Below are 24675 nucleotides of genomic sequence, written 5' to 3' on the forward strand. Positions count from 1 at the left end.
AATTCAGGGACGGGCCGTGATCAATCTCAGACTATTGCTCCAGACTCAGTATTCGCCGCCGATCGTCGCAACGACCGGGCCCAGGCCCCGGGACGTCGAAGTGCCGGTTCAAGTCCGGCCCGCGCAGCTCGATGCGCGGTGGTCCAAAGGCAGGACGCGGCGACATGACGACTGACCTGGGTTCTCAACCGTGGCGGCGTGCCCATATGGGCGGCATCTCAGGGCCCGGGGGCCGGCTACGCCCTCGGGCCCACCTTTTTCTCGGACGCTCCCTCTGATCCACCCGTTTCTCGGCCACGCCCCCGGACCCGTCCGTTTCCGGGTTGCGTTCATAAAGAACATGGCCTTTCCAAGTATCGTCACATCGCGGTAATACGAGCGTTCCCCTTCCTCCAGGTCCGGGTTCTACGGTGGAGACCACAAGCAGGAGATGCCATGAACTGGCGTCACCGGCACCGCCAAAGCCCCGGCCGCCGTCGCCCGAAGGCACACCCCGCCCTCACTTGACGACAGGAGCCCCGTGTCCCGCCCCGCTGTCCCAGCTCTGCCGCCCTGGCTCGCCCATGCTCTGCGTGCGCAAAGGGGGCCGGTGCCCTGGAACGCGGTGGTGCGGGGGGCCCTGGCCGGTGGGCCGCTGCTGCTCGTGGCCGTGCTGGTGGGGCGGCCCTCCCTAGGGGTCGTCGCCGCGCTCGGGGCCATGCTCGCCGGGATCAACGACCGGCCCGGCAGCCGGCGCGTCGCGGTGCAGCGGCTCGGGGTGCCCGCGCTCGCGGGGGCCGTGGGGCTGCTCGTCGGGACGTACGCCGGACAGTATGTCGGGGCCGTCGTCCTCACCCTGCTCCTCACCGCGCTCGGGCTGCTCGCCGGCGGAATGAGCGCGGTCGGGCCCGTGGCGTCCGGAGCGGGGACACAACTGCTGGTCGCCGCCGCCATCGGGGCCGGGATGCCCCTGCCGGAGTCGGGGTGGCAGCGGGCGCTCGGCTATCTCGCCGGGGCCGGATGGCTGCTCCTCCTGCGCCTCGCCCTGCCCACGCCCGCTGTCCTCACCGCCGGTGACTACCGGTTCGACGGGGAGCGGGACGCCGTCGCCGCGGTGTACGACGCGATCGCCGGGCTGCTGGACGCCGTCGGCACCCCGGACGCGACCGCCCGGCGGGCCGCGCTGACCGCCGCCCTCGACCACGCCCAGGACGCGCTCGCCGGGCCCCGGCTACGGCGGTACGCCAGTTCGTCGGCCGAGCGGCGGCTGCACGCGCAGTACAGCGCCGCGCTGCCGCTCGCCGAGGCGGCGACCGCGCTGGCCTGGGTCGGGGACGCCGTCGTCGGCCGTGCCTCCGAAGGGCCCCGGCGGCTGGCCGCCGCCGTACGCGGCAACACCGCCACCGGGCCACTGCCCGCGCCCTCCCGCTCCGCGCCCGCGCTGCGCGCCCTCGACGACGCGCTCCTGCGCGCCGCCGAGGCCTTCGACCGGGGTGGCGACACCCACGACCTGCACACACGGCGCCGTACCGTCGGGTCGCTCGTGCGGCTCGCACTCGGGTCCGGTGGACGCGAGTACGGGCTGCGGGTCGCCCTGTCCTTCGGGGCCAGCGCGGCCGTGGCGCAGGTGCTGCACCACGAGCACTGGTACTGGCTGCCCGCGACCGCCGTCTTCCTGGTCAAGCCCGACCTCGGGCCGCTCGTGTCCCGGGTGCTGTGCCGGGCCGCGGGGACCGTGCTCGGTGCCGTGCTCTTCGCCGGGTTCGCGGCCGTGCTGCCCCACCCGGAAGGGCTCATCGCGCTGGTCGCGGTCAGTGGGGCGCTCATCCCCGTCGCCACCCGGCACTTCGCCGCCCAGACCGCCGTCGTCACCGTCCTCGTCCTCGCCCTCGTCATGGTCGGCGGCGATCCCCTCGCCTCCTGGAGCCGCATCGCCGAAACGCTGCTGGCCTGCGCCATCGTCCTCATCGTCGGCCACCTGCCGATGCCGAAGGGACAGCGCGGCGGGGGCGTACGCGCCCGGCTCACCGAAGCGGGGACGGCCGCGCACGCGTACCTCGCGTACGTCCTGAACGAGTCGCGCGGGCCGAGGGGGACTTCGTGGGCGAGTGGGACGACGGGGGTGAGGGGGACTTTTGGGGCAGGCGGGGTCACCGAGCCCGGCGGGTTTTCTGGGCCTGGGGCGACTTCCGGGGCTAGCGGAGCTGCGGCGCTCAATGGGATTTTCGGGTCGAGAGGGACTTCTGAGGCAAGCGGGGCCGGGGAGCCCAGCGGGTTTTCCGGGCCGAGGAAGGCCTCCGGGGCAAGCAGGACCGAGCCAGCAGAGACCTGCGGGGATGCCGGGCCGAGCCAGACCTCCGGGCCCAGGGGGGTCTCCGGGGCCAGCGGGGCCGCCGAGCCCGGCGGGATTTCCGGGTCGAGGGGGGTCTCCGGGGCCAGCGGGGCCGCCGAGCCCAGCGGGATTTCCGGGCCGAGGGACACCTCCGGGGCGAGCGGAGCCGCCGGGCCGAGCCGGACCTCCGGGCCGAGCGGGACCTCCCGGTCGCGCCGGCCGTCCACGCCGGGCGGCGCGTCCACGCCCAACGGTGTGTCCACGCCGGGCGGCGCCTCCACGCCCAACGGTGTGTCCACGCCGAGCGGCGCCTCCACGCCCAAGGGCGTATCCACGCCCAACGGCGTGTCCGTGTCCGTCGGGGCCGCACTGCCCGGTGAGTCCGACGACCGCGCCGCCCGCTGGACCCTGCGCCGCGAGGCGTACCGCACACTCGCGCAGGCCCGCAGCGCGATCGCCCTCTCCGGGGCCGAACTGCCCGCCCTGGCCCGGCACACCGAGGGCACCGACGAGGTCGCCGCCGTCCTCGAACGGCTCGTCGACACCACCACCGCCTGCGCCGTGCACCTCGACGACACCGGACGCCTCACCCGCCACCACACCGAACGGCTCACCGCACTCCTCGACGAACTCGCGCGTCACCAGAAGCACGCGCGCATCAGCCTCCCCGACGCACCGCACGCGTCCGACGTACTGCCGAGGCCGGGCCGCACGGCCTGAGCACGACCCGGTCCGTCGCGGCGGCGGGCGCGGCCGGATTCCACCGCCTCCCCAGCCGCCGGATGCCCGGTTCGCACCCCTCCCGAGCACGTCAGCGTCGTACCGTGACGGCATGAGGCCCACGACTCCGTCTCCCTCCTCGTCTCCCGCCGATCTCGTCATCACCGGCTGCACCGCCCTCGTCCACGACGAGCACGAGGGGATCGCCTTCGTCGAGGACGCGGCGATCGTCGTACGGGACGGGGTGATCGCAAGCATCGGCCCGGCGGAGGAGACCGCTCCGGTGGCCACGGCGGAACGTATCGACGCGCGCGGCCAGGTCGCGATGCCGGGGCTGATCAACTGCCATACGCACGCGCCGATGGTGGCGCTGCGCGGCATCGCGGAGGACATGCCGGCGGAGGAGTGGTTCAACGACGTCATCTGGCCCGTCGAGTCCAACCTGACGGCGAAGGACGTGGAATTGGGGGCCCGGCTGGCCTGCGCGGAGATGATCCGGGGCGGGGTGACGTGCTTCGCCGACCACTACTTCTCCATGGACACGGTCGCCGCCGTGGTCGAGGAGACCGGGATGCGGGCGCATCTGGGGGAGGCCTTCTTCTCCTCGCAGGGGCCCGAAGGCCGGGAGAGGTCCCTGGAGTTCGCGCTACGGCACCGGGGCGCGGCCGGCGGTCGTATCACCACCGCGCTCGCCCCGCACGCCCCCTACACCGTCGAGGACGCCGATCTCGCCGCGACCGCCGAACTCGCCCGCGAGCACGGCCTCCCCGTGCATCTGCACGCCTCGGAGAGCCGCGACCAGACCGACAACAGCCTCGCCCGGCACGGTGTCACCCCCATCGAGGTCCTGGAGCGCACCGGGCTGCTCGGCGTCGACGCGGGCCTGCTCATCGCGCACGGCACCGGGATCGTCGAGCGCGACCTGCCGGTGCTGGAGCGGGCGACCGGGCCGGTGGCCGTCGCGACCGCGCCCCGCGGCTATCTGAAGTTCGCCTGGCCCACGACCCCGGTCCGGGCCCTGCGCCGTATCGGTGTCCCCGTCGGGCTGGCCACGGACGGGGCCGCCTCCAACAACTCCCTCGACGTGTGGGAGGCCATGGCCCTCACCGCGCTCGTCCAGAAGTCCACCGAGGGCGACCCGCGCTGGCTGACCTCCCGTCAGGCCCTGCACCACGCCACGCTGCAGAGCGCCCGGGCCGTCGGACTGGAGGAGCGGGTCGGCTGCCTCGCCCCCGGCCTGCGCGCCGACATCGTCCTCGTCGACCTCAGCGGCCCGCACACCCAGCCGGTGCACGACCTCGCCGCCACCCTCGTGCACAGCGCCCGCTCCGCCGACGTCCGCACCACGATCGTCGACGGCCGCGTCCTCATGCGCGACCGCGCGCTGCTCACCGTCGACGTGCCGGCGACCGTACGGGAGCTGGAGCACCGCCTGGCCGCACTCACCGACCGCAGCCACGGCGGCCGCATCCAGGACTACGACAAGCCGCCCGAGTGAGCGGACCCGCCTACCACGACGAGTACACCAAGTGACGAAGAGTGCGAGGTTTGGCACATAGAGTCACCGGAATGTGTGATTTCTGAGAGGTACCTCACGGTCCGTCGTTGACCAAGTGTCAACTACGTCTCAGTAACGTCATTCGGCGAGCCGTTCACCCCATGATTGGCGTTTAAATCTACAAGCTACGCAGCTACGGGTTACGGGTTACGGGTACGGCGCGACATGGAGGTGCAGGGTGAACGGGCGAATGGTGCTGGGGCGCTTTCCCGCCGGTGGGCCGCGCGGCTCGTGGCCGGCGGAGGAGTTCGCGCACGCGGCACGTCTGGAGGGCCAGCAGGCCGAGGTCGTGATGGACATCGCCACGGACATGTTCCTGGTCATCGTGCGCGGCGCCGACGCCGCGGCGGGCGCCGCGGCCTGAGGTCGGCCGGTCAGCCCGCCTTCGGCGCGGGCACCTTGGCCGCGAACTGCTCCGCCTGGAGTGAGTACAGCTCCGCGTACACCCCGCCCGTGGCCAGCAGCTCGTCCGGGGTGCCGGACTCCACGAGGCGGCCCTGGTCGAGGACGTGCACGAGGTCGGCGTGGCGGACCGACGCCAGCCGGTGGGTGATCAGGACGACCGTCTGACCGGTGCCCGCCAGGGCGCGGATCTTCTCGAAGACCTCCAGCTCGGCACGGGCGTCGAGGGCCGCCGTCGGCTCGTCCACGATCAGGATGCGCCCGCGCCGGTACGCGGCCCGCGCGATCCCCAGCCGCTGCCACTGCCCGCCCGACAGCTCGTGCCCGCCGCTGAAACCCCTGGCCAGGAGCGTGTCGAGGCCGCGCGGCAGATCCTCCACCACATCCTGGGCCCCGGCCTCGGCGACGGACGCGGCGAGGCGCTCGTCGGTCAGCGGCGCCGAGGGGCGGCCGATCGCCATGTTGACGCGGGCCGTGAAGGGCCACCGCTTGAAGTCCTGCGCGACCATCGCGATGCGCTCGGCGAGCCGGTGCCGGTCGGCGGTCGCCGCGTCCACGCCGTCCCACATGATCTTGCCCTGGTCGGGCGTGTACAGCCCGGCGAGCAGCTTGACCAGGGTCGTCTTGCCCGAGCCGTTCTCGCCGACGAGCGCCACGATCTTGCCCAGCGGCACGGTCAGCGTGACATCGCTCAGTGCGGGCCGGGTGGCCTTGCCCGGATAGGTGAACGTCACGTTCTCCACCCGGATCTCGCGCGGATCCTCGGGCAGCGGGTCGCCGCCCTCCGGGATCGCGCGCTTGGCGGCCTCCACGTACAGGCGCTCCATGTCGCCCACGAAGAGGGCCTCCTCGTGGAGGGAGTTCACCTCCAGGACCAGCGTGTCCAGGCTGGCGGAGCCGGTGCGGATCGCGATGACCGCCGTACCCGCCACGGACAGTGCCATGGCGCCGGCGAGCAGCAGACCGCCCAGCGTCGCGTACGTCGCCACGGTGGCCAGGCCGGTCCACACGGCCGCGTACAGGCCCGTACGGGCCGCCAGCCGGGCCAGGCGCGCCTGCTCGGCCTCCGCCGTCTCCGACATGGAGCGGAAGTGGCGCAGCAGGAACGGGCCGACGCCGTGCACCCGGATCTCCGGGGCCGCCTCCGGCTCGATCAGCAGGGAGCTGAGCAGATATCCCGCGCGCGCGTGCTGCACCCAGGCGTGGAAGGACTCGTAGCGGCGGCGGGCGATCGTCAGGGCGCTCCAGGCGCTCGGCAACGTCATCGTGACGAGCAGCGGCAGCAGAGCCGGGTGCAGGACGGTCAGCACGCCGGCCGCCGCGATCAGCGAGATCAGCGCGTTCACCACGCGCGCGGAGTAGCTGATCATGCGGCGGGCCGACTGGGCGCCGTACTTCGCGGTGTCCAGCAGCTTGTGGAAGCCGTCGTCCTCGATCGCGGACAGCTCCACGGCCGCCGCACGCTCCAGATACAGCTCGGTCGCGACCCGCTCCACCTTGGGTTCGAGCCGGCCCGTGGCATACGTCGACGCGGCCCGCAGCAGCGTGGCCACGAACATCACGGCGGCGATGGTGACGAGCGCGGGGACGGCTCCCCGTAACCGTTCCTCGACCGTGCCGTCCGACATCAGCCGGGCCAGGATGGTGTTCACCGCGAGCAGGTTCACCGCCTGGGCGAGGCCGCGGCCCGTCTCGGCGGCCAGCACCGTCCGGGCCGCCCGCCGGTCCGCCTGCCAGGCCAGCCGGAAACTCGACGCCAGCAGCGAGGGCAGCCGCCGCACCATCGCGCGGAAGTTCAGCTCCAGAAACGCGTTGGCATGCTGCGACCAGCCCATGTCGTACCGCAGCGGGCCCCCGAACAGCAGCAGCTCCGACTCCGACGTCTCCGGTTTGCCCCTGTCACGCGCCTTCGCCACCCGTGGCCTCCCCCGAGTCGTCACCGACGGCCACTATCCCGGCACACTCCGCTCCCGACCAGGGCGCACACCGGCGACACCGCCTCTCACCCGGAGCACGCGGGGCGCTCGGAGGCAGGGAGGAGTGCGCCGCAGTCCTGTTGTGAAGGGCCGCAGGCGCCTTCAGGGGCGCGGGGCTGTATCGATTTGCGGCTCCGCCGCGTGGGCGCGACCAGCCCCCACCCACCCGCACTCGAAGTCGGCCCGACCGGCGGAGCCCTGCGCGGAGCCCTACGCAGTCAGCTGAGACCAGGTCGGCGTAGTCCCCGTAACCCGGCACAACGCCAGGTACAGCGGTATCGGCGGCGTATAGGGAATCGTGCCCTCCGGCCTGAGGATCAGCCCGGGAGCCGCCGAACCGTCGGAGACCAGAGCCCCGGTGGTGTAGCGCACCGGCGCCGGCCACTCCAGCGCGTAGTCGGAGTCGGCCGGCACGAGCCACCACCAGTGCGCCCGGTCGGCGTAGACACAGCCCACACGGGGCAGCCGGGGCAGGACCTGCGGTCCGAAGCGGGCCGGGACGGCAACCGCGTCGCACCCCATGGGCGCGGTCATGCCCTCGGGCAGGGGAAGCGGGCGGGGCGCCGCTGCGGGACGCTGGGCGCGGCGCAGGCGCGTCAGGGTGTCAAGGCTCACCACGCGGGCCACTCTGCCCCCACCAGGGGGCCGAGCGGGACCGATCGACGCGCTCACACCCATTCGGCCCCCGTCCGACGTCCGACTTCCGGCCGGACGTCGACTTCCCTACGACACTCGGCACCGAAGCGGCGCTCGGCCGCCGTACGGCCATCAGCACTGTTACGGCCATCGACACCCTTATAGCCGTCCGCACCCGTACGGCCGTCGACAGCCTTATAGCCGTCCGCACCCGTACGGCCGTCGACAGCCTTACGGCCATCGGCACCCGCCCGGCGGAACGCCTCCGCCTCGTCGCCCCGGTCCTCGGCCGGCGGCTTCTTCGCGCCCCAGCCCAAGTCGGACCGGACCGCGGTGTCCGCGCTCGTGGTCATTCCCGTGCCCGTGCCCGCGTCGGCGTGGACGGCGCCCGCGACCAGCGCGCGAGGTACGTCCGCCCACACCAGGAGCCCCAAGCCGACCGGCTGCGCCCCCCAGGAGCGGCAGAGGGACTCTATGAGGAGCAGCCCTCTCCCGTGTTCCTCCTCGGGCCGCTGCGGCGAGGGATGCGGCTCACCCGGAGCGCATCCCTCGTCCCGTACCGCTATGCGCACGAGATCGTCGCCGTCGTGCAGCTCGCAGACGATCTGGGCGCTCGCGGTGTGCACGATCGCGTTGGTCACCAGCTCGGACACGACCAGGGCGGCCGTGTCGCAGGTGTCCTCGCAGAGGGCCCAGCCGGTGAGCTGGGTACGGGTCACGCGCCGGGCCTGGGCCACGGCACCCGGGTGCGCGGCCAGCTCGAATCGAAACCGGCGCTCGGCGATTGTCTCGGGGCGCGCCCCGGCGGCCGGACCGGGACCGACACGGTCTCCGGCGGCGTCTGTTCCTAACGGCGCAGGGGGCGGAATCACGCTTGCCACTATCGCCTCGCCGTGAACACTTGGCAAGTGTCACTCTGAAAATTGCAGAGTGCCGTGTGACTCTCTGAACGGCCGTGGCACACTGCACGCAACAGCACGTGTAGCGGCGCCAGTTGGAAATCCCTCGCAGAACGTTCGTATGTACGCACAGTGTCCGTTTGTGTACACGGACCTGTGCGGCAGGCAGGGCTTCCGAACGGCGCCGCAGGCCTGTCGGGACGGTTCAGGGGCAGATGAGAGAGGGGCGAGATGAGCGAGCCGCGGTCCGCGCCGACGGTCGGCCAGGTCGTGCTGGGCCGACGTCTGCTGGAACTGCGCGAGCGCGCCGGCATCAGACGTGAGGACGCCGGGCGCGTCCTGCATGTCACCGCCGCCACGGTCCGCCGTATGGAGACCGCCGAGGTCGCCCTCAAGATCCCCTATCTCCAGCTCCTGCTGAAGGCGTACGGGGTCGGCGACGAGGAGGCCGAGACCTTCGTCCGGCTCGCCGAGGAGGCCAACAAACCCGGCTGGTGGCAGCGCTACCACGACATCCTCCCGGGCTGGTTCTCCATGTACGTCAGCCTGGAGGGTGCGGCCGCCCTGATCCGCGGCTACGACCCCCACTTCGTCCCCGGACTGCTGCAGACCGAGGACTACGCGCGCGCCGTCATGACCTCGGGCGCCATCGGCCAGACCAAACCCGAGGACATCGAGCGCCATGTAGCCCTGCGCATGCAACGACAGGAACTGCTCACCCGTAAGGACGCGCCCCGGCTGTGGTTCGTGATGGACGAGACCGCCCTGCGCCGCCCCGTCGGCGGACCGGCGGTCATGCGCGCCCAGCTCGACCGACTGCTGGAGGCCATGGAGCTGTCCCATGTGACGCTGCAGGTCGCCACGTTCGACACAGGACCGCATCCCGGCACGTACGGGCCGTTCGTCCTGTTCCGTTTCGCCATGCCCGAACTTCCGGACATGGTCTACAGCGAGTACCTGACCGGCGCCGTCTACCTGGACGACCGCTCCCAGGTGGCGACCCACCTCGAGGTCATGGACCGCATGGCGGCGCAGGCCGCCACGGCACAACGCACGAAGGAGATCCTCCGGGATCTCCGCAAGGAGCTCTGAAGACACCGAATGGATCGCATCAAGTCGCAGTCGCGCACGCGCACCAACACCCAGGCGCACATACGCGTATACAACGGCATGCCCGCGCGGGAGCTGGGCAGCGAAGGCTGGCACAAGCCCTGGAGCGGCGGCAACGGCGGCAACTGCCTGGAGGCCATGAAGCTCGCCGACGGCCGGATCGCCGTACGGCAGTCCACCGACCCCGACGGACCCGCGCTGATCTACACACCCGACGAGATGAACGCGTTCATCCAGGGCGCGAAGGCGGGGGTGGCCGACTTCCTGCTGTCCTGAGGCTTGTTGCGCCCTCCCTGTTGTTCAGTCATCTCCCTAATCTTGGCACTGAGTTGATCACCTACTGCGGCAGAACCTTATGGAGTTCGTCATGAGCGGGCTTTCCCCCGTCGAGATCGACACGAGCAGACCCCATCCCGCGCGGATGTACGACTGGTACCTCGGCGGCAAGGACAACTACCCCGTCGACGAGGCGATGGGCAAGCAGATGCTCGCCCTCGACCCCCGGGTGCCGGTGATGGCACGGGTCAACCGTGCCTTCATGCACCGCTCCACGCGCTGGCTGGCGGAGCACGGCGTACGGCAGTTCCTCGACATCGGCACCGGCATCCCGACCGAGCCGAACCTGCACCGGATCGCCCAGCGGGTCGCCCCCGACGCGAGCGTCGTCTACTGCGACAACGATCCCATCGTGCTGGCCCACGCGGGGGCCCTGCTGCGCGGTACGCCCGAGGGGCGGACCGAGTATCTGCAGGCCGACGTGCGCGACCCGGACGCCGTCATCGAGGGCGCCAAGCAGGTGCTGGACCTCGGCCGACCCGTGGCGCTCTCCCTGATCGCGCTGCTGCACTTCGTCTCCGACGAGGACGGCGCGCACGCCCTGGTCGAGCGGCTGATGTCCGAGCTGCCCTCCGGCAGCCACCTCGTCATCACCCATGCCACCGCCGATTTCACCCCGGAGGAGTCGAAGGCGGCGACGGAGAAGCTCAAGGCCGCGGGCGTCACCCTGGCCCTGCGCTCCCGCGAGGAGTTCAGCCGCTTCTTCGACGGCCTCGAACTGGTCGACCCCGGCGTCGAGGTGCCCCACCACTGGCACCCCGAACTCGGCGAGCCCGTCGCCGGCCAGGACGACGGGGTCATCCCGGGGTACGGGGCGGTGGCGCGCAAGCCGTAAGGGCTTCGCCGACGACGGCCACACGAAGACGCGGCGCGGGCCAGGAGGCCCGCGCCGCGTCTTCGTGCGCGCGGTGTTGCCCGCGCCGCGTGTTCGTGCGCGTGGTGTTTGCCCGCGCTCATGCGTCGTAGTGTTCGTCGGCGCTGGTGCGCCGTGGTGTCGCCGGGGCTCGTGCGCCGTGGTGCGCGCCTGGCGCTTACGTGTACGACCAGACGCGGGCGCCGTGCGCGCCGGTGCCTACACGTACGACCAGATGCGGCGCGGCGCGTCGACGAGGCGGCTCACCGCGACCACCGGGAACGGCGGCCGCGCGGTCTCCCGCTCCTGCTCCAGCATCAGCCCGTAGTAGATCTGCTCGACCGACGGCGGCCCGACCGACAGATTGCGCCAGACCGCTCCGGACGACTCCTCCTGCCCGGTCCGTACGAGGTAGGCCGCGGCCATCGTCCCCGTACGGCCGACGCCGGCACCGCAGTGCACGAACACCGGCCCGGAGTTTTCGGAGACGGTGTCCAGCAGACGCTGCACCTGCTCGGGCGTCGGGGTCTGCCCGTCGCGCATCTGCACCCGTACGACATCGAGGCCCGCCTCGCGCGGCAGGGCGAGCTGCGCGGCGCTCAGCTTCTCGGCGCGCAGGTCGACGACCGTGGTGAAACCGAGGTCGGCGAGCGCCTGGTAGCCGGCGGGGGAGGGCACCGCGCCGCGCCACAGCTTGCCGTCCGTGCCGACGGGCTGGAAGTTGTGGATGCCCCGCACCGAGCGGGTCCCCTCGGGCGCCGAGGTCGTCTCATGCGCCACGTACGACGCCGCCAGGATGCCGAGCGAACCCGTGGCCCACAGCGCGAGATAGCCGAGCAGTACTCCGACGAACACACGCACCACCTTCTGGCGGAGTGAGCGAGGGCGGGCGGGAGCGGTGGGGAGCGGACCGGGGCGTAGAGGGGCGGGCGGGAGGGTTACAGACATGGATGACCCGAGGGTTGGGGACGGGGGGTCTGCTCCGCATCGTAGCCCGCACGCGGTAAGGGTTCTGTCTGTTTGTGTCCGACCTCACGGCATTAGCTTCGGTATGTGATGACCTTGCATGCTTTGTCGATCTTTGGGGTCCGGGAAGTCCGGCGCGCGGTGCTCCGGCGATTCCCGGGGGCTGTGAGCTCTGGGCTGTGGGGCGATGAGGCGGACTATAAGGTTCCGGGGTTTCACTCCTTGTCCGCGTCGCCGATGCCCACCACCGTCAGGAAGGCGCGGTCCACGTCCGCGTCCTCCAGGCAGCCGCGCAGCCGCAGGCGGTCGTGGTCGGTGAGGGCGGGGCGCACGACCCCGGCGAACAGGCCGTCGCCGAGTTCGCCCAGCGTCGTCCGCCGCAGAGGCACCGACGTGGAGTTCCGGCAGCGCTCCCAGGCCTGGGACGCGGCCATGGACTGCCGCTCGGCGGTCACGGGCACACCACGCATGTCCACCCTGACCAGCACGGAGGTAGCCTCGGCCCCGTTCCGCTCCTCCTTCCGCGTCTGGGTGAGGTCGGCGAGCCCGACGACCAGCGGGACCAGCAGCGCGGCGCCGACACCCACGGTGATCAGCCGGGCCGCCCGGCCCCGTCTCCCGCCGCCGAGCGGACGCGTGTCCTCCAGATCGGTGTCCGGGGCCGGATCGGGCGCGGTCAGCACGGACAGCTGCCCCGCGAGACGCCGCTCGGCCGTGGGCCGGGCCGTGACCGACGCGATCCGCTGCACCAGCCAGGCGATCCCGGACAGCACCACACCGGTCACCATCAGCACCGGCACGAACACATACGTACGGCTCGCCGGGTCCTCCAGCCAACGGAACCGGCCGTCCTGCTCGCGCGTGTGCGCCTGCCGCAGCCGGGCGAGCGCGTCCTGCTGCCGCCGGTCGCTCTCCCGGATCCGTTCCTCGATCCGCGCCAGACGCCCCAGCAGCACGATCCCCAGCAACAGCACCCCGACGATCAACAGCAGCACCCCACTGAGAATGGCCCGCTGCCACTGCCATCGGTAGAGGTAGACGACGAAGTAGACGCCCGCACCGACCGCCGCCGCGCCCCCGAAGAGGTAGGCGAGGCGCCTCATCACGGCACCTCCGCCCGTACGTCGCCGGACGTGCCGTCGACCGTCAGCCGGGTCCCCGGCGGGAAACGGCGCACCGCGTCATCGACACCGACCACCGCGGGCACCCCGAACTCCCGGGCAAGGACCGCGAGATGGGACAACGGGCTGCCCGTCTGCGCGACCAGCCCCGAGAGCCGGGGCAGCAGCGGGGCGAGCGCCGGATCGAGGGTGCGGACCACCAGCACGGCATCCGACGGCCCGGTCCCCTCGCCGTCCCACGCGGTGCCGATCGCCCGCCCGCCCGACACACCCCGTACTCCGTCCCCGGACCGCAGGGCGGTGCGCTCCGCGACGACCACACCACCCTCCGCGAGCCGGAACATGTCGGGGAGCGGCGCGGACGCGGCCCGGGGCAGCCGCTCCTCGAAGTCACGCGGCAGTCCCCCCGCCTCCAGCACGGTGACGAACTCCTTCCACCGCAACAGCCCCGCCCGCCGGGCATCGCCCACCACACCCCGCACGAGCAGTCTGCGAACCGCCTCCCGCACCATCCTGACCTGCAACTCCTGCACCCAACGGACACGCAGCCGCAGGGCCTCACGGGGTGGGAGAGCGCCTACGGAGACGGAGGCCGTGCGGTGGGAGGCGGAAGGGGAAGCCGCGCGGCGGCGGGCGGAGGCGGCGGCGGAGGCAGTGCGGTGGCGGGCGGGGAGGGTGACTGTGTGCGTGGGGGGAATGGAGGGGGCGGATGGGGAAACTGCCGCGGGGGTGGTGGAGGCGGAAGCCGTTGCGGGCGTGGCGTATTCCGAAGCCGCGCCCGGGGTGGTGGGGGCGTCGGTGGTGACCGTCGGCGAGCCGTCTCGGATCGTGCCCTCGGGGCGGGGCAGCCGCAGGTCGCCCCACAGGCTGGGGGCGGTCAGCGCCAGAACCACGGGCTCGGCGGCCACCACCTGGCGGTCCGGCAGGTCCCGGTGCCGCGTCTCCGCGAGGGTGGCGAGGGCCATGCCCGCGGCCGTGACATGAGGCTCCGGGAGCAGGGCGCCCGCGAGAGCTTCCTGGGCGTGGAGCGAGACCAGGGTGGCGCGCGTCCAGCGGAGGGCCGAGATCAGCTCGGCGGTCGGCAGTTCCCCGGGCGGCGGGGTCTCGGCGAGCCGCCGGTCCACGTCGGCCACCAGGTCCAGCGCCAGCCCCGGCAACGTCCTCTTCAGCCGCCCCACCCGCCAGGCGGCCCCCAGCAGCCGGGCACCCGGCGCCGGGTTGAGCCACGCGAGCCGGGGATGCCTCGGCGGGACGGCGCCCAGCAGCCGCAGATCAGCCGCGGCCCGCCCGCCGACCGTCCTGACGGCCGGTGCCGTCCGCAGATGCCGGCGTGGCGCACTGCCGCCGATGTCGAGCGCGAAAGCGAGCCCACGGGCCATCGGCGCCACCCACAGGTCCTCCTCCAACGGCTCCAACTGACCCGGCAGGGTCTCCGCCACCGGCCCGGGACCGAGCAGCCGGGCACCACGCGGCGGCCGCGCCCCCATCGCCGTGATCGGCCGGCTCTGGAACAGCCACAGCCGCCCCTCCTCGTCGAAGCCGAACTCGATGTCCTGCGGCTCACCGAACACCCGGGCGGCCCGGCGAGCGAGACGGGCGAGACGACGCAGTTCGGAGGCGGTGAGCAGCGGCCGGCCGTTGCCGGCCGACTGCCGCACCCCGGCCGACTGCCGCACCCCGGCCGCCTCCGTCCGGGCCGCCGACTCGCTCGGACCTGCCGCCCTCCTCGGCGCCGCCGACTCGCCCGTTTTCGTCGGCTCCCACGGCTCCGCCGGCGCCGCCGACTGTGGTGACTGTGGTGACTCCTTCGGCTCCGCCGATTCCCCCGGCTCCGTCCGCTCCGTCGACTCCGTCCGCAGCAGCCGCCCCCACCGGCTCAACCAGTAACTCGTCCCCGGCTGTTCACCGCTGACCAGCGTGTCGGGCCCGCCCCGCACCGCGCTGACCAGCATCCGATCGGTCCGCCCGGACACGGGGTCCGCCCCGAACAGCACACCTCCGACCCGGGCCCGGAGCATCGGCTGGACGAGCACCGCCATGGGCGCGCTGTCGCCGTCGGGCTGCCGCGCCGAGCCGAGCACCGTGCGCACCGCCGCCCGGAACTCCTCCCACCCCCGCACATCGAGCACCGAGTCGAACCGTCCCGCCAGAGAGGACTCCCGCGTGTCCTCCTGCGGCGAGGAGGACCGTACGACGAGGGGGCGCGCACCGTGCTCGGACAGCTCGTCCCAGGCATGCGACAGGGTGGAGGTACCGCCCGCGCGCTCCTCCCTGTGCGCGTCGAGTGAGCGGTACGGGATCACGAAGCCGGGCAGCACAGGCAGCCCCGCGCGAGCCGCCCGCGCGAGATGGGCCGCCTTGGAACCGGCGAGAAGGGGGAGTGAGGCCGTCGGCTGACTCAGGGGGACGACGTGAGAACGGAGTGTGTCGCCGCACAGGGACGGCGCCCCGTCGTGAGCACCCTCCCCGTGTTCTCCGTGACGTTCGTCGAGCGTCGTCATCGAGCGCCCTCCAGGACCGGCCGTCAACAGGGGGGACGCGAAGGAAGACCCTACGCCTGACGACGGAACGAAGGATGGGGGCGGATCACCGCCGGATCGTCTGGACCCAGGGCAGCAGCGATGACTCACCTCCTGGCATCAATGATCCCACCGCCGTCGATTTCCTGTCGACCTGGAGACATCTGCCAGCAATCTCCTGGACATCTCCTGGCCTGCCACCTGAGTCGCCCGTCGCCGTACGGTCGGCCACCTGGTCGCCGGTCACCGGCAGACCCGTGTCGTCGTACAGCCGCTCACCCGGCCGGCAGCACCCCGCACAGCGCCTCCACCGCCGCCCCGTACGCGTGCCGGACACGTCGCGTTCCCCACGACGAGCCCGTCCGGGGCGCCCCCGTCGCCTCGGGATGCCGAAACGCGACCAGCCCGTCGAGCGCGATGCCCCGCCACGCAGCCGCCTTCACCGCGGACACCTCGGTCCCGGCGGCAGCCGCAGCACGGCATGCCGCCCCGCCGCCATCCCGGTGACCTCCACGGGTGTGGCCGGGGCCGGGCCGAACCGGCCGTGGCCGAACGCGGCAAGCCGGTTCGGCACTGCCGGGCAGCGGCTACGCCGTCATCGGCCGGTCGTACGGTCCGATCGGCGCCGGCAGCCGCTCCGCCCCGGTCAGCCGGTGGTCGACCGCGGCGGCCACCGCCCGCCCCTCGGCGATCGCCCAGACGATGAGGGACTGCCCCCGGGCGGCGTCCCCGGCGGCGTACACGCCAGGCACATTGGTCGCGAAATCCGGCCCCCGCGTGATCGTTCCGCGCGGATCGAGGGCCAGCCCGAGCTGGTCGACGAGCCCGTCATGGCGGTCCGGCCCGGAGAACCCGAGGGCGAGCAGGACAAGATCGGCGGGAAGCGTCCGCCCGGTGCCGGGCCGGGGCTGTCGCCGCTCGTCCACCTCGACCAGATGCAACGCCCGTACGTGCCCCGCCTCGTCCCCGCTGAAGCGGAGCGTGGACGCCGCGAAGAGCCGCGCGTCAGCGCTGGCCGCCGGCGCCGTCCGAAGGTCGCGCGCCTCCTCGTGCGCCGCCGAGAGCCGGTAGACCTTCGGATACGTCGGCCAGGGATCGACATCCTCGTCCCGCTCCGCCACCGGCAGCGGATAGATGTCCAACTGGGTCACGGACGCGGCCCCTTCCCGCACCGCCGTCCCCAGACAGTCAGCCCCCGTGTCACCACCCCCGACGATCACGACATGTTTCCCGGCCGCCGACAGCGGCGACACCTCCAGATCCCCCTCGCACACCCGGTCCGCCAGCGGCAGATACTCCATCGCCTGATGAATACCGCCCAACTCCCGCCCAGGTACGTCCAGTTCCCGCCAGGCCGTGGCACCGGTCGCGATGACCACGGCGTCGTACCGGGCCCGCAGCTCGGCCGCTCCGATGTCCTTCCCTATGGCCGTCGACGTACGGAACTTCGTACCCTCCGCCCGCATCTGCTCCAACCGCCGGTCCAGATGCCGCTTCTCCATCTTGAACGCGGGGATCCCGTACCGCAGCAACCCCCCGATCCGGTCGGCCCGTTCATACACCGCGACCGTATGCCCGGCCCGCGTCAACTGCTGCGCCGCCGCCAGCCCGGTGGGCCCGGAGCCGATGACGGCGACCGTCATCCCGGACAGTCGGTCGGGCGGGCGCGGCGGCGTGAGACCGTCCTCCCAAGCCCGGTCGGCGATGGCCACCTCGACGTTCTTGATGGTCACCGCGGGCTGATTGATCGCCAGCACACACCCCGCCTCGCACGGCGCGGGACACAACCGCCCGGTGAACTCCGGGAAGTTGTTCGTGGCGTGCAGCCGGTCGCTCGCCGCCCGCCAGTCCTCCCGCGACACGAGGTCGTTCCACTCGGGGATCAGGTTCCCCAGCGGACAGGCGTCGTGGCAGAACGGGATCCCGCAGTCCATGCAGCGGTCGGCCTGCCTACTGATGATCGGCAGGAGCGCCCCGGGAACATACACCTCGTCCCAGTCCCGCACCCGCTCCTCCACGGGCCGACGGGGCCACTCCTCGCGTGGGGTGGTCAGAAAACCCTTGGGATCGGCCATGGCCGTCTCCCTCACGTATTGCGTACGCGTACGGGCACGGCCGTACACCGGCGGACTTCGGATCGACGTGCGGCGCACAGCACAGGGCACAAGCGCAGGGCACAAGCACAAGGCACAAGCACGAGCACATGGCGCAGGGCTGTACGCCTTCGGGCGGCATTCTCTCCCCGCCACGATACGACGCGCCCGCCGCGCCTGCCTCAGGCCAGCGCCAGCAGATACGACAGGGCCGCGGCAGCCGAGGCGGCCATCCGGACGTGGTTCCACGTCGTCCACTCACTCATGTACGCGCGCCAGTACGCGGCGGCCTCCGGCGTCCCCGCGTCCAGCTTGGCGAGCGTCTCGTTGCGCGGCACGTTCGCCATCATCGTGACCCCGAAGCAGCCGAACAGGTACAGCGCACTGCCCAGCAGCAACTCCACCCTGCCCTCGTCCGGCCACAGCACGAACGTCACGACGGCCAGCACGGCGCACAGCACCGCCGTACCTGCGAACACGAGCATGAACGCCGGGGTCAGAGCACTGACATTGATCGCCTGCATCGCCGCCACGCCCTGCGCCGGCGGCAACGACGCCAGCCCCTTCATCACGAACGTCGAGAACCCGCAGAACACGCCCGCCACGATCCCCGTCCCGAGCAACCCCAGCACCGTCAGTACGAAGTACGGCCCATCGATCATGTCCGCTCCCACCTCGATCCCCCGAACCCAAAGATCCTGCCCGCCACCCACCGTGACCACAAGTGAACATCCGCACGACCACAGTCACCGTGGCCGAGATGCGCGACTCCATGCGTGAGCGTCGAGGGAATCGGTCAGCTGCTGCCCAGTGACCTTTCCCTTCCTCTCCCGGGGGGCCTCCCCCTCCCCTCCCCTCCCCCTCCCGCCCCGCCCCCTTCACCCAGCCCCCCGCCACTCCCGCAGCCTCCCCTCCACCACCCCCGCGATCCGTCGCCGTGCCTCGTACCGTGACACGTCGGCCATGAGCAGCTGGTCGTACGACGTGTCCACGTGCCGTATGGACGCGATGACCGCCGAGGTCACCGCCACTTCCGACAGGGCGCGGCCGGCCGCGCTCCGGCCGACCCGGCCGCTGCCGCGCACCGAGGCGTGGGCGGCGATCTCCCGGGCTCGCTCGGCAGGGCAGGCGGGGAACAGCCGCCGTATCTCCGTGGCGAACGCGTCCGTGAAGCGCACGTCCTCCGCCGCCCGCCGTCGGGCGTCCCGCACCCGGCGCCGGCGCCGTGCCTCCGCGTCCGCCAGGCATCGCTCCTCGGCCCGGGCGAGCGCGGCCTCCTCGACCAGGACGCCCTGTCGCTCGTACCGGCTCCGGCGCCGGTTGAACCGTACGACCACGGCCGACAGCGAACTCTCCTCCCTGGCTCTCCGCGTGAGCGCGGTGTCGCCCCGGGGCAGGAACACCAGGTGCCCGAGGTCCGCGCAGTCGAGGCACCGCGGCGCTCCCTCCTCCAGTACGAGCAGCGCGACCGGGCCGCTCCGGCACTCGGCGCAGTGCTTCTTCCTGAGTGCCTGTACGACGACAAGTCCGGTGCGGGGCGGGGGAGTAGTGAGCGCTGCCATACGCGGTTCATTCCCCCTGGTGGCCGCATGGTCACGCGGCGGTCGGGCCCGCCTCCCGACCAGCTCGGGCACGGTTCGCCGTGCGCGGCATCATGGGCCGTGTGCGATTCGAAGCGATCACCTGGGAAAGGCTTGGCGACCTTCTCGCCGACCGCCTCCTCGACCTGAAACCGGACGACGGCTCCCCCTGGCCCCGTATCGCGTTCGACGGCGCCCCGGCCGCCGGCCCGGGCGATCTCGCCGCCCTTGTGTCGGAGGCGCTGCGCATACGCGGCCGTCCTTCGCTCGTGGTGGGCACCGAGGGCTTCCTTCGGCCGGCGTCGCTCCGGTTCGAGTACGGCCACGAGGACGTGGAGGCGTACTACGACGGCTGGTTCGACACCGCTGCCCTGTGGCGCGAGGTCTTCGGTCCGCTCGATGCGGGCGGCACGGGCCGGGTCCTGCCCGACCTCTGGGACCCCACCACGGACCGCGCGACCCGCAGCCCCTACGTTCAACTCCCGCCCGGTGCCATCCTGTTGACGCACGGCCCCCTCCTCCTGAAGCACTGGTTCCCTTTCGATCTGACCGTCCACGTCCTCCTCTCCCCGGGCGCACTGCGCCGCCGTACCCCCGAGCGCGACTACTGGACCCTCCCCGCCTTCGAGCGCTACGAGACCGAAACCGACCCGGCCACCACCGCCGACGTCCTGGTACGCGCCGACGACCCACGACACCCGGCCTGGAACGGCTGACGGGCGAGAGTCACGGGCTGGGCGGCGGAGTGGGCGATCCCCTCCGAGTGCGCTTCACCCCGGTCGCGGCAAGAATGTAGGGCGCCGGGACTTAGCGGTGCGTCCTGCGCCGCGCCGGCCGTCCGGCATCGGGAGGTACTACATGACCACCGCCGGAGACATCATGCACCGCGGCGCCCAGTGGATCCCCGCCCACGAGACCCTGGACCGGGCCGCCCAGCTGATGCGCCAGCTGAACGTCGGAGCGCTCCCCATCAGCGACGAGAACGAACGGCTCTGCGGCATCGTCACGGACCGGGACATCGTCGTCGGCTGTGTCGCTCTGGGCCATGACCCGTCCACGATCACGGCGGGCGAGCTGGCCAAGGGCACACCGCGCTGGATCGACGCGAACGCCGACATCAGCGAGGTGCTCGAGGAGATGAAGGGGCACCAGATCCGCCGGCTCCCGGTGATCGAGAACAAGCGTCTCGTCGGCATGATCAGCGAAGCCGACCTGGCCCACCATCTGTCGGACGACCAGATCGCCTCCTGGGCCGAAAGCGTCTACGCGAAGAGCGCGACGCACTGACCGGCCGATCCCCCGCTCCCGCTGCCGCCGGTCCTGGAGTCACAGCCAGCCGTTGCGCTTGAAGCCTCGGTAGAGGGTGACACAAGCGGTGGCTATGACTCCGAGGACCAGCGGGTAGCCGAACTTCCAGTGCAGCTCGGGCATGTGCTCGAAGTTCATGCCGTACACCCCGCACACCATGGTCGGCACGGCGATGAGCGCCGCCCACGCCGTGATCTTCCGCATATCCTCGTTCTGCGCCACGCTGACCTGCGCGAGATGTGCCTGCAGGATCGAGTTCAGCAGTTCGTCGAACGCGGCTATCTGCTCGGTGGCCCGCAGCAAGTGGTCGGAGACGTCCCGGAAGTAGGCCTGTGTCTCCGGGTCGACCACCCGGATCGGCCGTGAGGTGAGCTCCTGGAGAGGGCGGGCGAGTGGGGCCACCGCCCGCTTCAGTTCGAGCAGTTCGCGCTTGAGCTGGTAGATGCGGCCGGGGTCGACGCGCGAGCCGTTCGCGGCGAACACATCGGTCTCGACCTGGTCGATGTCTGTCTGCACGGAGTCCGTGACGTTCAGATAGTCGTCCACCACGTGGTCCGCGATCGCGTGCAGCACCGCGGCCGGACCCTTGGCCAGTTGTTCCGGATTCGTCTCCAGTTCCTCGCGCAGCGGGCCGAGTGAGCCGTGCCGCCCGTGCCGTACCGTGATCACGAAGTCGGCGCCGACGAAGACCATGATCTCGCCGGTGTGCACCACCTCGCTGGTCGCGGTCAGTTCGGTGTGCTCGACATAGCAGACGGTCTTGAACACTGCGAACAGGGTGTCGCCGTATCGCTCCAGCTTCGGGCGCTGATGGGCCTCGACCGCGTCCTCGACCGCCAGTGGGTGCAGGTCGAAGAGCTCGGCGATGCCGGCGAACTCCCTCTGTGTCGGCTCGTGCAGCCCGAGCCAGACGAAGCCGTGGTCGTGCCTGCGGACCTGCTTGACGGCCTCGATGACATCGCGGCCGCCGGGGGAGCGGACGCCCTTGTGGTACGTCACGCAGTTCACCACCGAGGTGCCCAGCGGGGAGCGGGCCGGGTGACTGAGGTCGACGCGTGGGCGACGCCGGGCCAGCCGTGCCATCTTGCGGAGGCCGCCGACCTTGTCGAGGCCGGTGACCTTCCGCAGATTCCCTGCCATGGACATCTGGCTCTCCTTGCGTGGATCTCCTCGCACCGCACTTCGTGCCTTGTCGCGCCAGTTTGCCAGGACCGAATGAGTGCCGGGTAAGGCTGTGGGAATGGAGCCTTCCGCTCCACTTCCAGACGTTCCAACTGCACCAGCCGTTCCGGTCGGGCCCAGTCGGCCGCTGTCGGGGCGGACATGACGGACTGCGGGAGCGTCGCTATTAGTGATAAGTCGGTTAAATGGGATGATCACGGCATGATGCGAACCGACGGATATCTCCTCGACCACCAGCAGACCGAGAAGGGGCAGCGCTCCGACGCCTTTGCCACGCTTTTCGACCGCGCGACGTTCCGGCACATGGAGGGCTTCGGCCTCGGGTCCGGCTGGCGCTGCTGGGAGGTCGGCGCGGGCGGCACCTCCGTGGTCTCCTGGCTGGCCAAGAAGGTCGGACCGACCGGCAAGGTCATCGCGACCGACACCGACATCTCATGGGCTGTCCCCTCGGTCACCCGACCTCCGGTCGAGGCCCTGGTCCACCAGGTGGGCGTCGACCAGCCGCCGGGGGAGGGCTTCGACCTCGTCCACGCCCGGCTCGCCCTTGTCCATGCCCCGGACCGCGAGCGGGCGTTGCTTTCGATGATCAACGCACTGCGCCCCGGCGGACGACTCCTGATCCAGGACGCCGACCCCGACCTCCAACCCCTGGCCTGCCTCGAGGAATCCGGCCCCGAGCACCAGCTGGCCAACCGGCTCCGCCAGGCCGTCCGCGCCCTGCTCGCCGAACGCGGAGTCGACCCGGCGTACGGCCGCCGACTCCCGCGTCTGCTGCGCGCGGCGGGCCTGCGCGGTGTCGAGGCCGACGTGTACTTCCCCGTCGCCTCCCCCAACTGCGCCGCCCTGGAGTCGGCGACCATCCTTCGGGTCGGCGAAGCGCTCGTCGCGGCGAACCTCGCCACGAGTGAGGAGATCGACCGGCATCTGGCCAACGTGGCCGTCGGCACGATGGACATCGCCGCCCCTCCGCTGATCTCGGCGTGGGGACGGAAGGCGTAGCGGCATGCCATGCCCCATGGTGGGGCGCCCCGCCACAGGGTTGACACCACCGGGCCGCCGCACCATTGACGCCGCGGGCCTCGGTCGGCCGCCTGACGCCGCGGGCCTCGGTCAGCCGCTTGGCGCCGCGGGTCTCAGTCGACCGTCGGCGGCCTTCCGCCCACCTTCTCCACCGCCAGCGCCCCCGCCCCGCACCCCTCGGCCGCCGCCTCCTCGGCCTCCGCGCCCGCGAGCAGCGCGGCCAGGAACGCCCCGGTGAAGGCGTCACCCGCGCCGGTGGTGTCGCGGGGCGCGGCGGGTGCCGCCGGAATCCGGGACTCGACGCTGCCCCCGCGAGCGATCAGCGCACCGTCGGCCCCCTGTTTGGCCACGACCAGGGGAACGAGGCGGCTCAACTTGGCTGCCGCGTCGGCCGGATCGGGCAGTCCCGTCAGCAGATACGCCTCGTCGCGGCTGGGCAGCAGCACGTCGATCCCCTCGGCCAGCGCGAGGAAGCGGTCCACCCCCAACTGCGTGAGGAACCCGGCCGACGCGGGATCCACACTCACCGGCACTCCACGCGCGCGTGCCGACTCAAGGGCCACAGAGACCAGCGCGCGACTCGGCTCCGAGAAGAACAGATAGCCCGACAGATGCAGTCGCGCGACCCCGTCGAGCAGGGACGGCGACCAGTCGTCCGGGTCCAGCCGCAGCGAGGCACCGCTGTCCGTGAGGAACGTGCGTTCGGCCGCGTCGCCCGTGTCCACGAGGCAGATCACCGTCCCCGTCGCCGCTTCCGGATCGACGACCAGGTGGGGCCGTACCCCCGAAGCCCGCAGCTCCCGCTCGTGCCACACGGCCCCGTCCGTGCCCACCCGCCCGAGCAGCCGCACGTCCGCGCAGCCCCGATGGGCAGCCCAGCAGGCCACGTTGGCACCCGCCCCGCCCGGCAGCGTCCGGATCGCGGAGGCCGTGTCGGTGCCCGGCGCGAGCGGCCCCCGGTGCCGGGCGACGACATCAGTGACGACGTCACCCACGACGAGCAGCGCCCCGCCCACCTCACGGCCGGATCCGCCCACCTCACGGCCGGATCCGCCCACTTCACCGCCGGATCCGCCCACTTCACCGCCGGATCCGCCCACTTCACCGCCGGATCCGCCCACTTCACCGCCTGGCCGGTTCACGTTCCGTCGCGCCACCTCACGCCCCGGCCCAGGCCGCCGCGATCCGCGATGCGAGCCGTACGTTGCCCCGTACCGCCGCCAGGTTGGCGCTCAGGGAAGCGCCGTCGGTGTGCCGTACCAGATAGCTCAGCAGGAACGGTGTGACCGCCTGCCCCGTGATGCCTTCCGCCTCGCACGCCTGCAGCGCCTCGGCGAGCACGCGCGCGTGCAGGTCGGGATCGAGCTGCTCCTCCTCGGGCACCGGGTTGGCGACGATCAGCGCCGACTCCGGGCCGTCGAGCGCGTCCTGCGCCCGCATCACGTCCGCGACCTCACCCGGCGACCGGAGCGTCCACTCCACCGGGTGGCCCGAGTCGGACAGATAGAAGCCGGGGAAGCGCTCCGTGCCGTACCCGGCGACCGCGACCCCCAGCGTCTCCAGCCGCTGCAAGGTCGCCGGCACGTCCAGGATCGACTTCACGCCCGCGCACACCACGGTGATCCGGGTGCGTGCCAACAGCCCCAGGTCGGCGGACTCGTCCTGGGTCACCGTCCACTCCCGGTGCACGCCTCCCAGCCCGCCTGTCGCGAACACCCGTACGCCTGCCAGGGCGGCCAGCTGGGCGGTGGCCGACACGGTGGTCGCGCCGCTCACCCCCGAGGCCACCGCGAGCGGCAGGTCCCGGTGCCCGAGCTTGCGGATGCCGTCCTCGTTCGCGACCCGCTCCACCTGCTCCTTGTCGAGGCCGATGTGGGGCCGCCCGTCGAGCACGGCGATCGTCGCCGGTACGGCGCCCTCCTGCCGTACGACGTCCTCCAGCTCCAGCGCGACCCGCAGATTGCGCGGGCGGGGCAGCCCGTGCGCGATGATCGTGGATTCCAGCGCCACCACGGGTCGACGCGCGTCGACCGCTTCCCGCACCTCTTCGGACACCACCAGCACGCGCTTGCCTCCTGTCTGTCG

Annotated in this window: 21 protein-coding genes and 1 pseudogene; 9 read left to right on the forward strand and 13 right to left on the reverse strand. The window is 72.1% G+C overall.

Going from position 1 to position 24675, the window contains the following annotated elements; genetic code table 11:
• The first annotated feature begins 520 nt into the window (after positions 1-520).
• The 3 genes from JIX56_RS35165 to JIX56_RS35175 all read left to right on the forward strand — a co-directional run bounded on the left by JIX56_RS35165 (position 521) and on the right by JIX56_RS35175 (position 4953).
• Positions 521-3031: an FUSC family protein gene (locus JIX56_RS35165; RefSeq protein ID WP_257546579.1), complete on the forward strand. Its 2511-nt coding sequence runs from the start codon at positions 521-523 to the stop codon at positions 3029-3031.
• A 112-nt stretch (positions 3032-3143) separates the two neighbouring features.
• Positions 3144-4529 (forward strand): amidohydrolase, encoded by a 1386-nt coding sequence (locus tag JIX56_RS35170; protein WP_257546580.1) that lies wholly within the window; start codon positions 3144-3146, stop codon positions 4527-4529.
• 238 nt (positions 4530-4767) lie between these two features.
• A complete protein-coding gene (locus tag JIX56_RS35175) occupies positions 4768-4953 on the forward strand; it encodes a hypothetical protein (protein ID WP_257546582.1) in 186 nt (61 codons plus the stop codon).
• Between the two features lie 10 nt (positions 4954-4963).
• On the opposite strand, the gene JIX56_RS35180 is transcribed toward JIX56_RS35175, so the two are convergent.
• The 3 genes from JIX56_RS35180 to JIX56_RS47730 form a co-directional block, all read right to left on the reverse strand.
• The gene (locus JIX56_RS35180; protein ID WP_257546584.1) at positions 4964-6907 is read right to left on the reverse strand and encodes an ABC transporter ATP-binding protein; all 1944 of its coding nucleotides are present in this window, start codon (positions 6905-6907) and stop codon (positions 4964-4966) included.
• 270 nt (positions 6908-7177) lie between these two features.
• Positions 7178-7645 carry a hypothetical protein gene (locus JIX56_RS35185; protein WP_257546586.1) on the reverse strand — a complete coding sequence of 156 codons (468 nt, stop codon included), beginning with the start codon at positions 7643-7645 and terminating at the stop codon, positions 7178-7180.
• Positions 7636-8484: an ATP-binding protein gene (locus tag JIX56_RS47730; RefSeq protein ID WP_306819898.1), complete on the reverse strand. Its 849-nt coding sequence runs from the start codon at positions 8482-8484 to the stop codon at positions 7636-7638. Before JIX56_RS47730 ends, JIX56_RS35185 begins: the two co-directional genes overlap by 10 nt.
• Before the next feature lie 249 nt (positions 8485-8733).
• Between JIX56_RS47730 and JIX56_RS35195 the strand changes: the two genes are divergently transcribed.
• From JIX56_RS35195 to JIX56_RS35205, 3 genes are all read left to right on the forward strand, one after another.
• On the forward strand, positions 8734-9594 hold the full coding sequence (locus JIX56_RS35195; RefSeq protein WP_257546588.1) for a helix-turn-helix domain-containing protein: 861 nt from the start codon (positions 8734-8736) through the stop codon (positions 9592-9594).
• 9 nt (positions 9595-9603) lie between these two features.
• Complete coding sequence (locus JIX56_RS35200) at positions 9604-9888, forward strand: DUF397 domain-containing protein (protein ID WP_257546590.1); 285 nt, start codon at positions 9604-9606, stop codon at positions 9886-9888.
• A 79-nt stretch (positions 9889-9967) separates the two neighbouring features.
• Positions 9968-10783 carry an SAM-dependent methyltransferase gene (locus tag JIX56_RS35205; protein ID WP_443031930.1) on the forward strand — a complete coding sequence of 272 codons (816 nt, stop codon included), beginning with the start codon at positions 9968-9970 and terminating at the stop codon, positions 10781-10783.
• Positions 10784-11020: 237 nt separating this feature from the next.
• On the opposite strand, the gene JIX56_RS35210 is transcribed toward JIX56_RS35205, so the two are convergent.
• From JIX56_RS35210 to JIX56_RS35240, 7 genes and pseudogenes are all read right to left on the reverse strand, one after another.
• Entirely contained in the window at positions 11021-11656 is a 636-nt protein-coding gene (locus JIX56_RS35210; protein ID WP_257546594.1) for a phosphatase domain-containing putative toxin, read from the reverse strand.
• A gap of 326 nt (positions 11657-11982) precedes the next feature.
• Positions 11983-12870 (reverse strand): hypothetical protein, encoded by an 888-nt coding sequence (locus tag JIX56_RS35215; RefSeq protein ID WP_257546595.1) that lies wholly within the window; start codon positions 12868-12870, stop codon positions 11983-11985.
• The gene (locus tag JIX56_RS35220) at positions 12870-15389 is read right to left on the reverse strand and encodes a PEP/pyruvate-binding domain-containing protein (RefSeq protein WP_257546597.1); all 2520 of its coding nucleotides are present in this window, start codon (positions 15387-15389) and stop codon (positions 12870-12872) included. The genes JIX56_RS35215 and JIX56_RS35220 overlap by 1 nt, the downstream gene beginning before the upstream one ends.
• A 293-nt stretch (positions 15390-15682) precedes the next feature.
• A pseudogene (locus tag JIX56_RS35225) lies at positions 15683-15936 on the reverse strand (PLP-dependent aminotransferase family protein); the annotation flags it as partial.
• A 58-nt stretch (positions 15937-15994) separates the two neighbouring features.
• On the reverse strand, positions 15995-17482 hold the full coding sequence (locus JIX56_RS35230) for a glutamate synthase subunit beta (RefSeq protein WP_257546599.1): 1488 nt from the start codon (positions 17480-17482) through the stop codon (positions 15995-15997).
• A gap of 200 nt (positions 17483-17682) precedes the next feature.
• A complete protein-coding gene (locus tag JIX56_RS35235) occupies positions 17683-18162 on the reverse strand; it encodes an anthrone oxygenase family protein (RefSeq protein ID WP_257546601.1) in 480 nt (159 codons plus the stop codon).
• A gap of 216 nt (positions 18163-18378) precedes the next feature.
• Positions 18379-19062 (reverse strand): DUF2293 domain-containing protein, encoded by a 684-nt coding sequence (locus JIX56_RS35240; protein ID WP_257546603.1) that lies wholly within the window; start codon positions 19060-19062, stop codon positions 18379-18381.
• Positions 19063-19154: 92 nt separating this feature from the next.
• Here JIX56_RS35240 and JIX56_RS35245 point away from each other — a divergent pair, with 92 nt between their 5' ends.
• Together JIX56_RS35245 and JIX56_RS35250 are read left to right on the forward strand one after the other, a co-directional pair.
• Entirely contained in the window at positions 19155-19796 is a 642-nt protein-coding gene (locus JIX56_RS35245) for a uridine kinase (protein WP_257546605.1), read from the forward strand.
• Positions 19797-19938: 142 nt separating this feature from the next.
• Complete coding sequence (locus tag JIX56_RS35250; RefSeq protein ID WP_257546607.1) at positions 19939-20367, forward strand: CBS domain-containing protein; 429 nt, start codon at positions 19939-19941, stop codon at positions 20365-20367.
• 39 nt (positions 20368-20406) lie between these two features.
• Here the strand turns inward: JIX56_RS35250 and corA are convergent, their stop codons facing one another.
• Complete coding sequence (gene corA, locus JIX56_RS35255) at positions 20407-21534, reverse strand: magnesium/cobalt transporter CorA (RefSeq protein WP_257546609.1); 1128 nt, start codon at positions 21532-21534, stop codon at positions 20407-20409.
• A gap of 237 nt (positions 21535-21771) precedes the next feature.
• Here corA and JIX56_RS35260 point away from each other — a divergent pair, with 237 nt between their 5' ends.
• Positions 21772-22569: a methyltransferase domain-containing protein gene (locus JIX56_RS35260; RefSeq protein ID WP_257546611.1), complete on the forward strand. Its 798-nt coding sequence runs from the start codon at positions 21772-21774 to the stop codon at positions 22567-22569.
• 134 nt (positions 22570-22703) lie between these two features.
• Here JIX56_RS35260 and JIX56_RS35265 read toward each other — a convergent pair whose 3' ends face one another.
• Both JIX56_RS35265 and JIX56_RS35270 read right to left on the reverse strand, forming a co-directional pair.
• Positions 22704-23606, reverse strand: coding sequence for a carbohydrate kinase family protein (locus JIX56_RS35265; protein ID WP_257551298.1), 903 nt, complete (start codon positions 23604-23606; stop codon positions 22704-22706).
• Between the two features lie 142 nt (positions 23607-23748).
• Complete coding sequence (locus JIX56_RS35270) at positions 23749-24654, reverse strand: pseudouridine-5'-phosphate glycosidase (RefSeq protein ID WP_257546613.1); 906 nt, start codon at positions 24652-24654, stop codon at positions 23749-23751.
• Positions 24655-24675 lie beyond the last annotated feature (21 nt).

The sequence above is a fragment of the Streptomyces sp. CA-210063 genome (assembly GCF_024612015.1).
Lineage (GTDB): Bacteria > Actinomycetota > Actinomycetes > Streptomycetales > Streptomycetaceae > Streptomyces.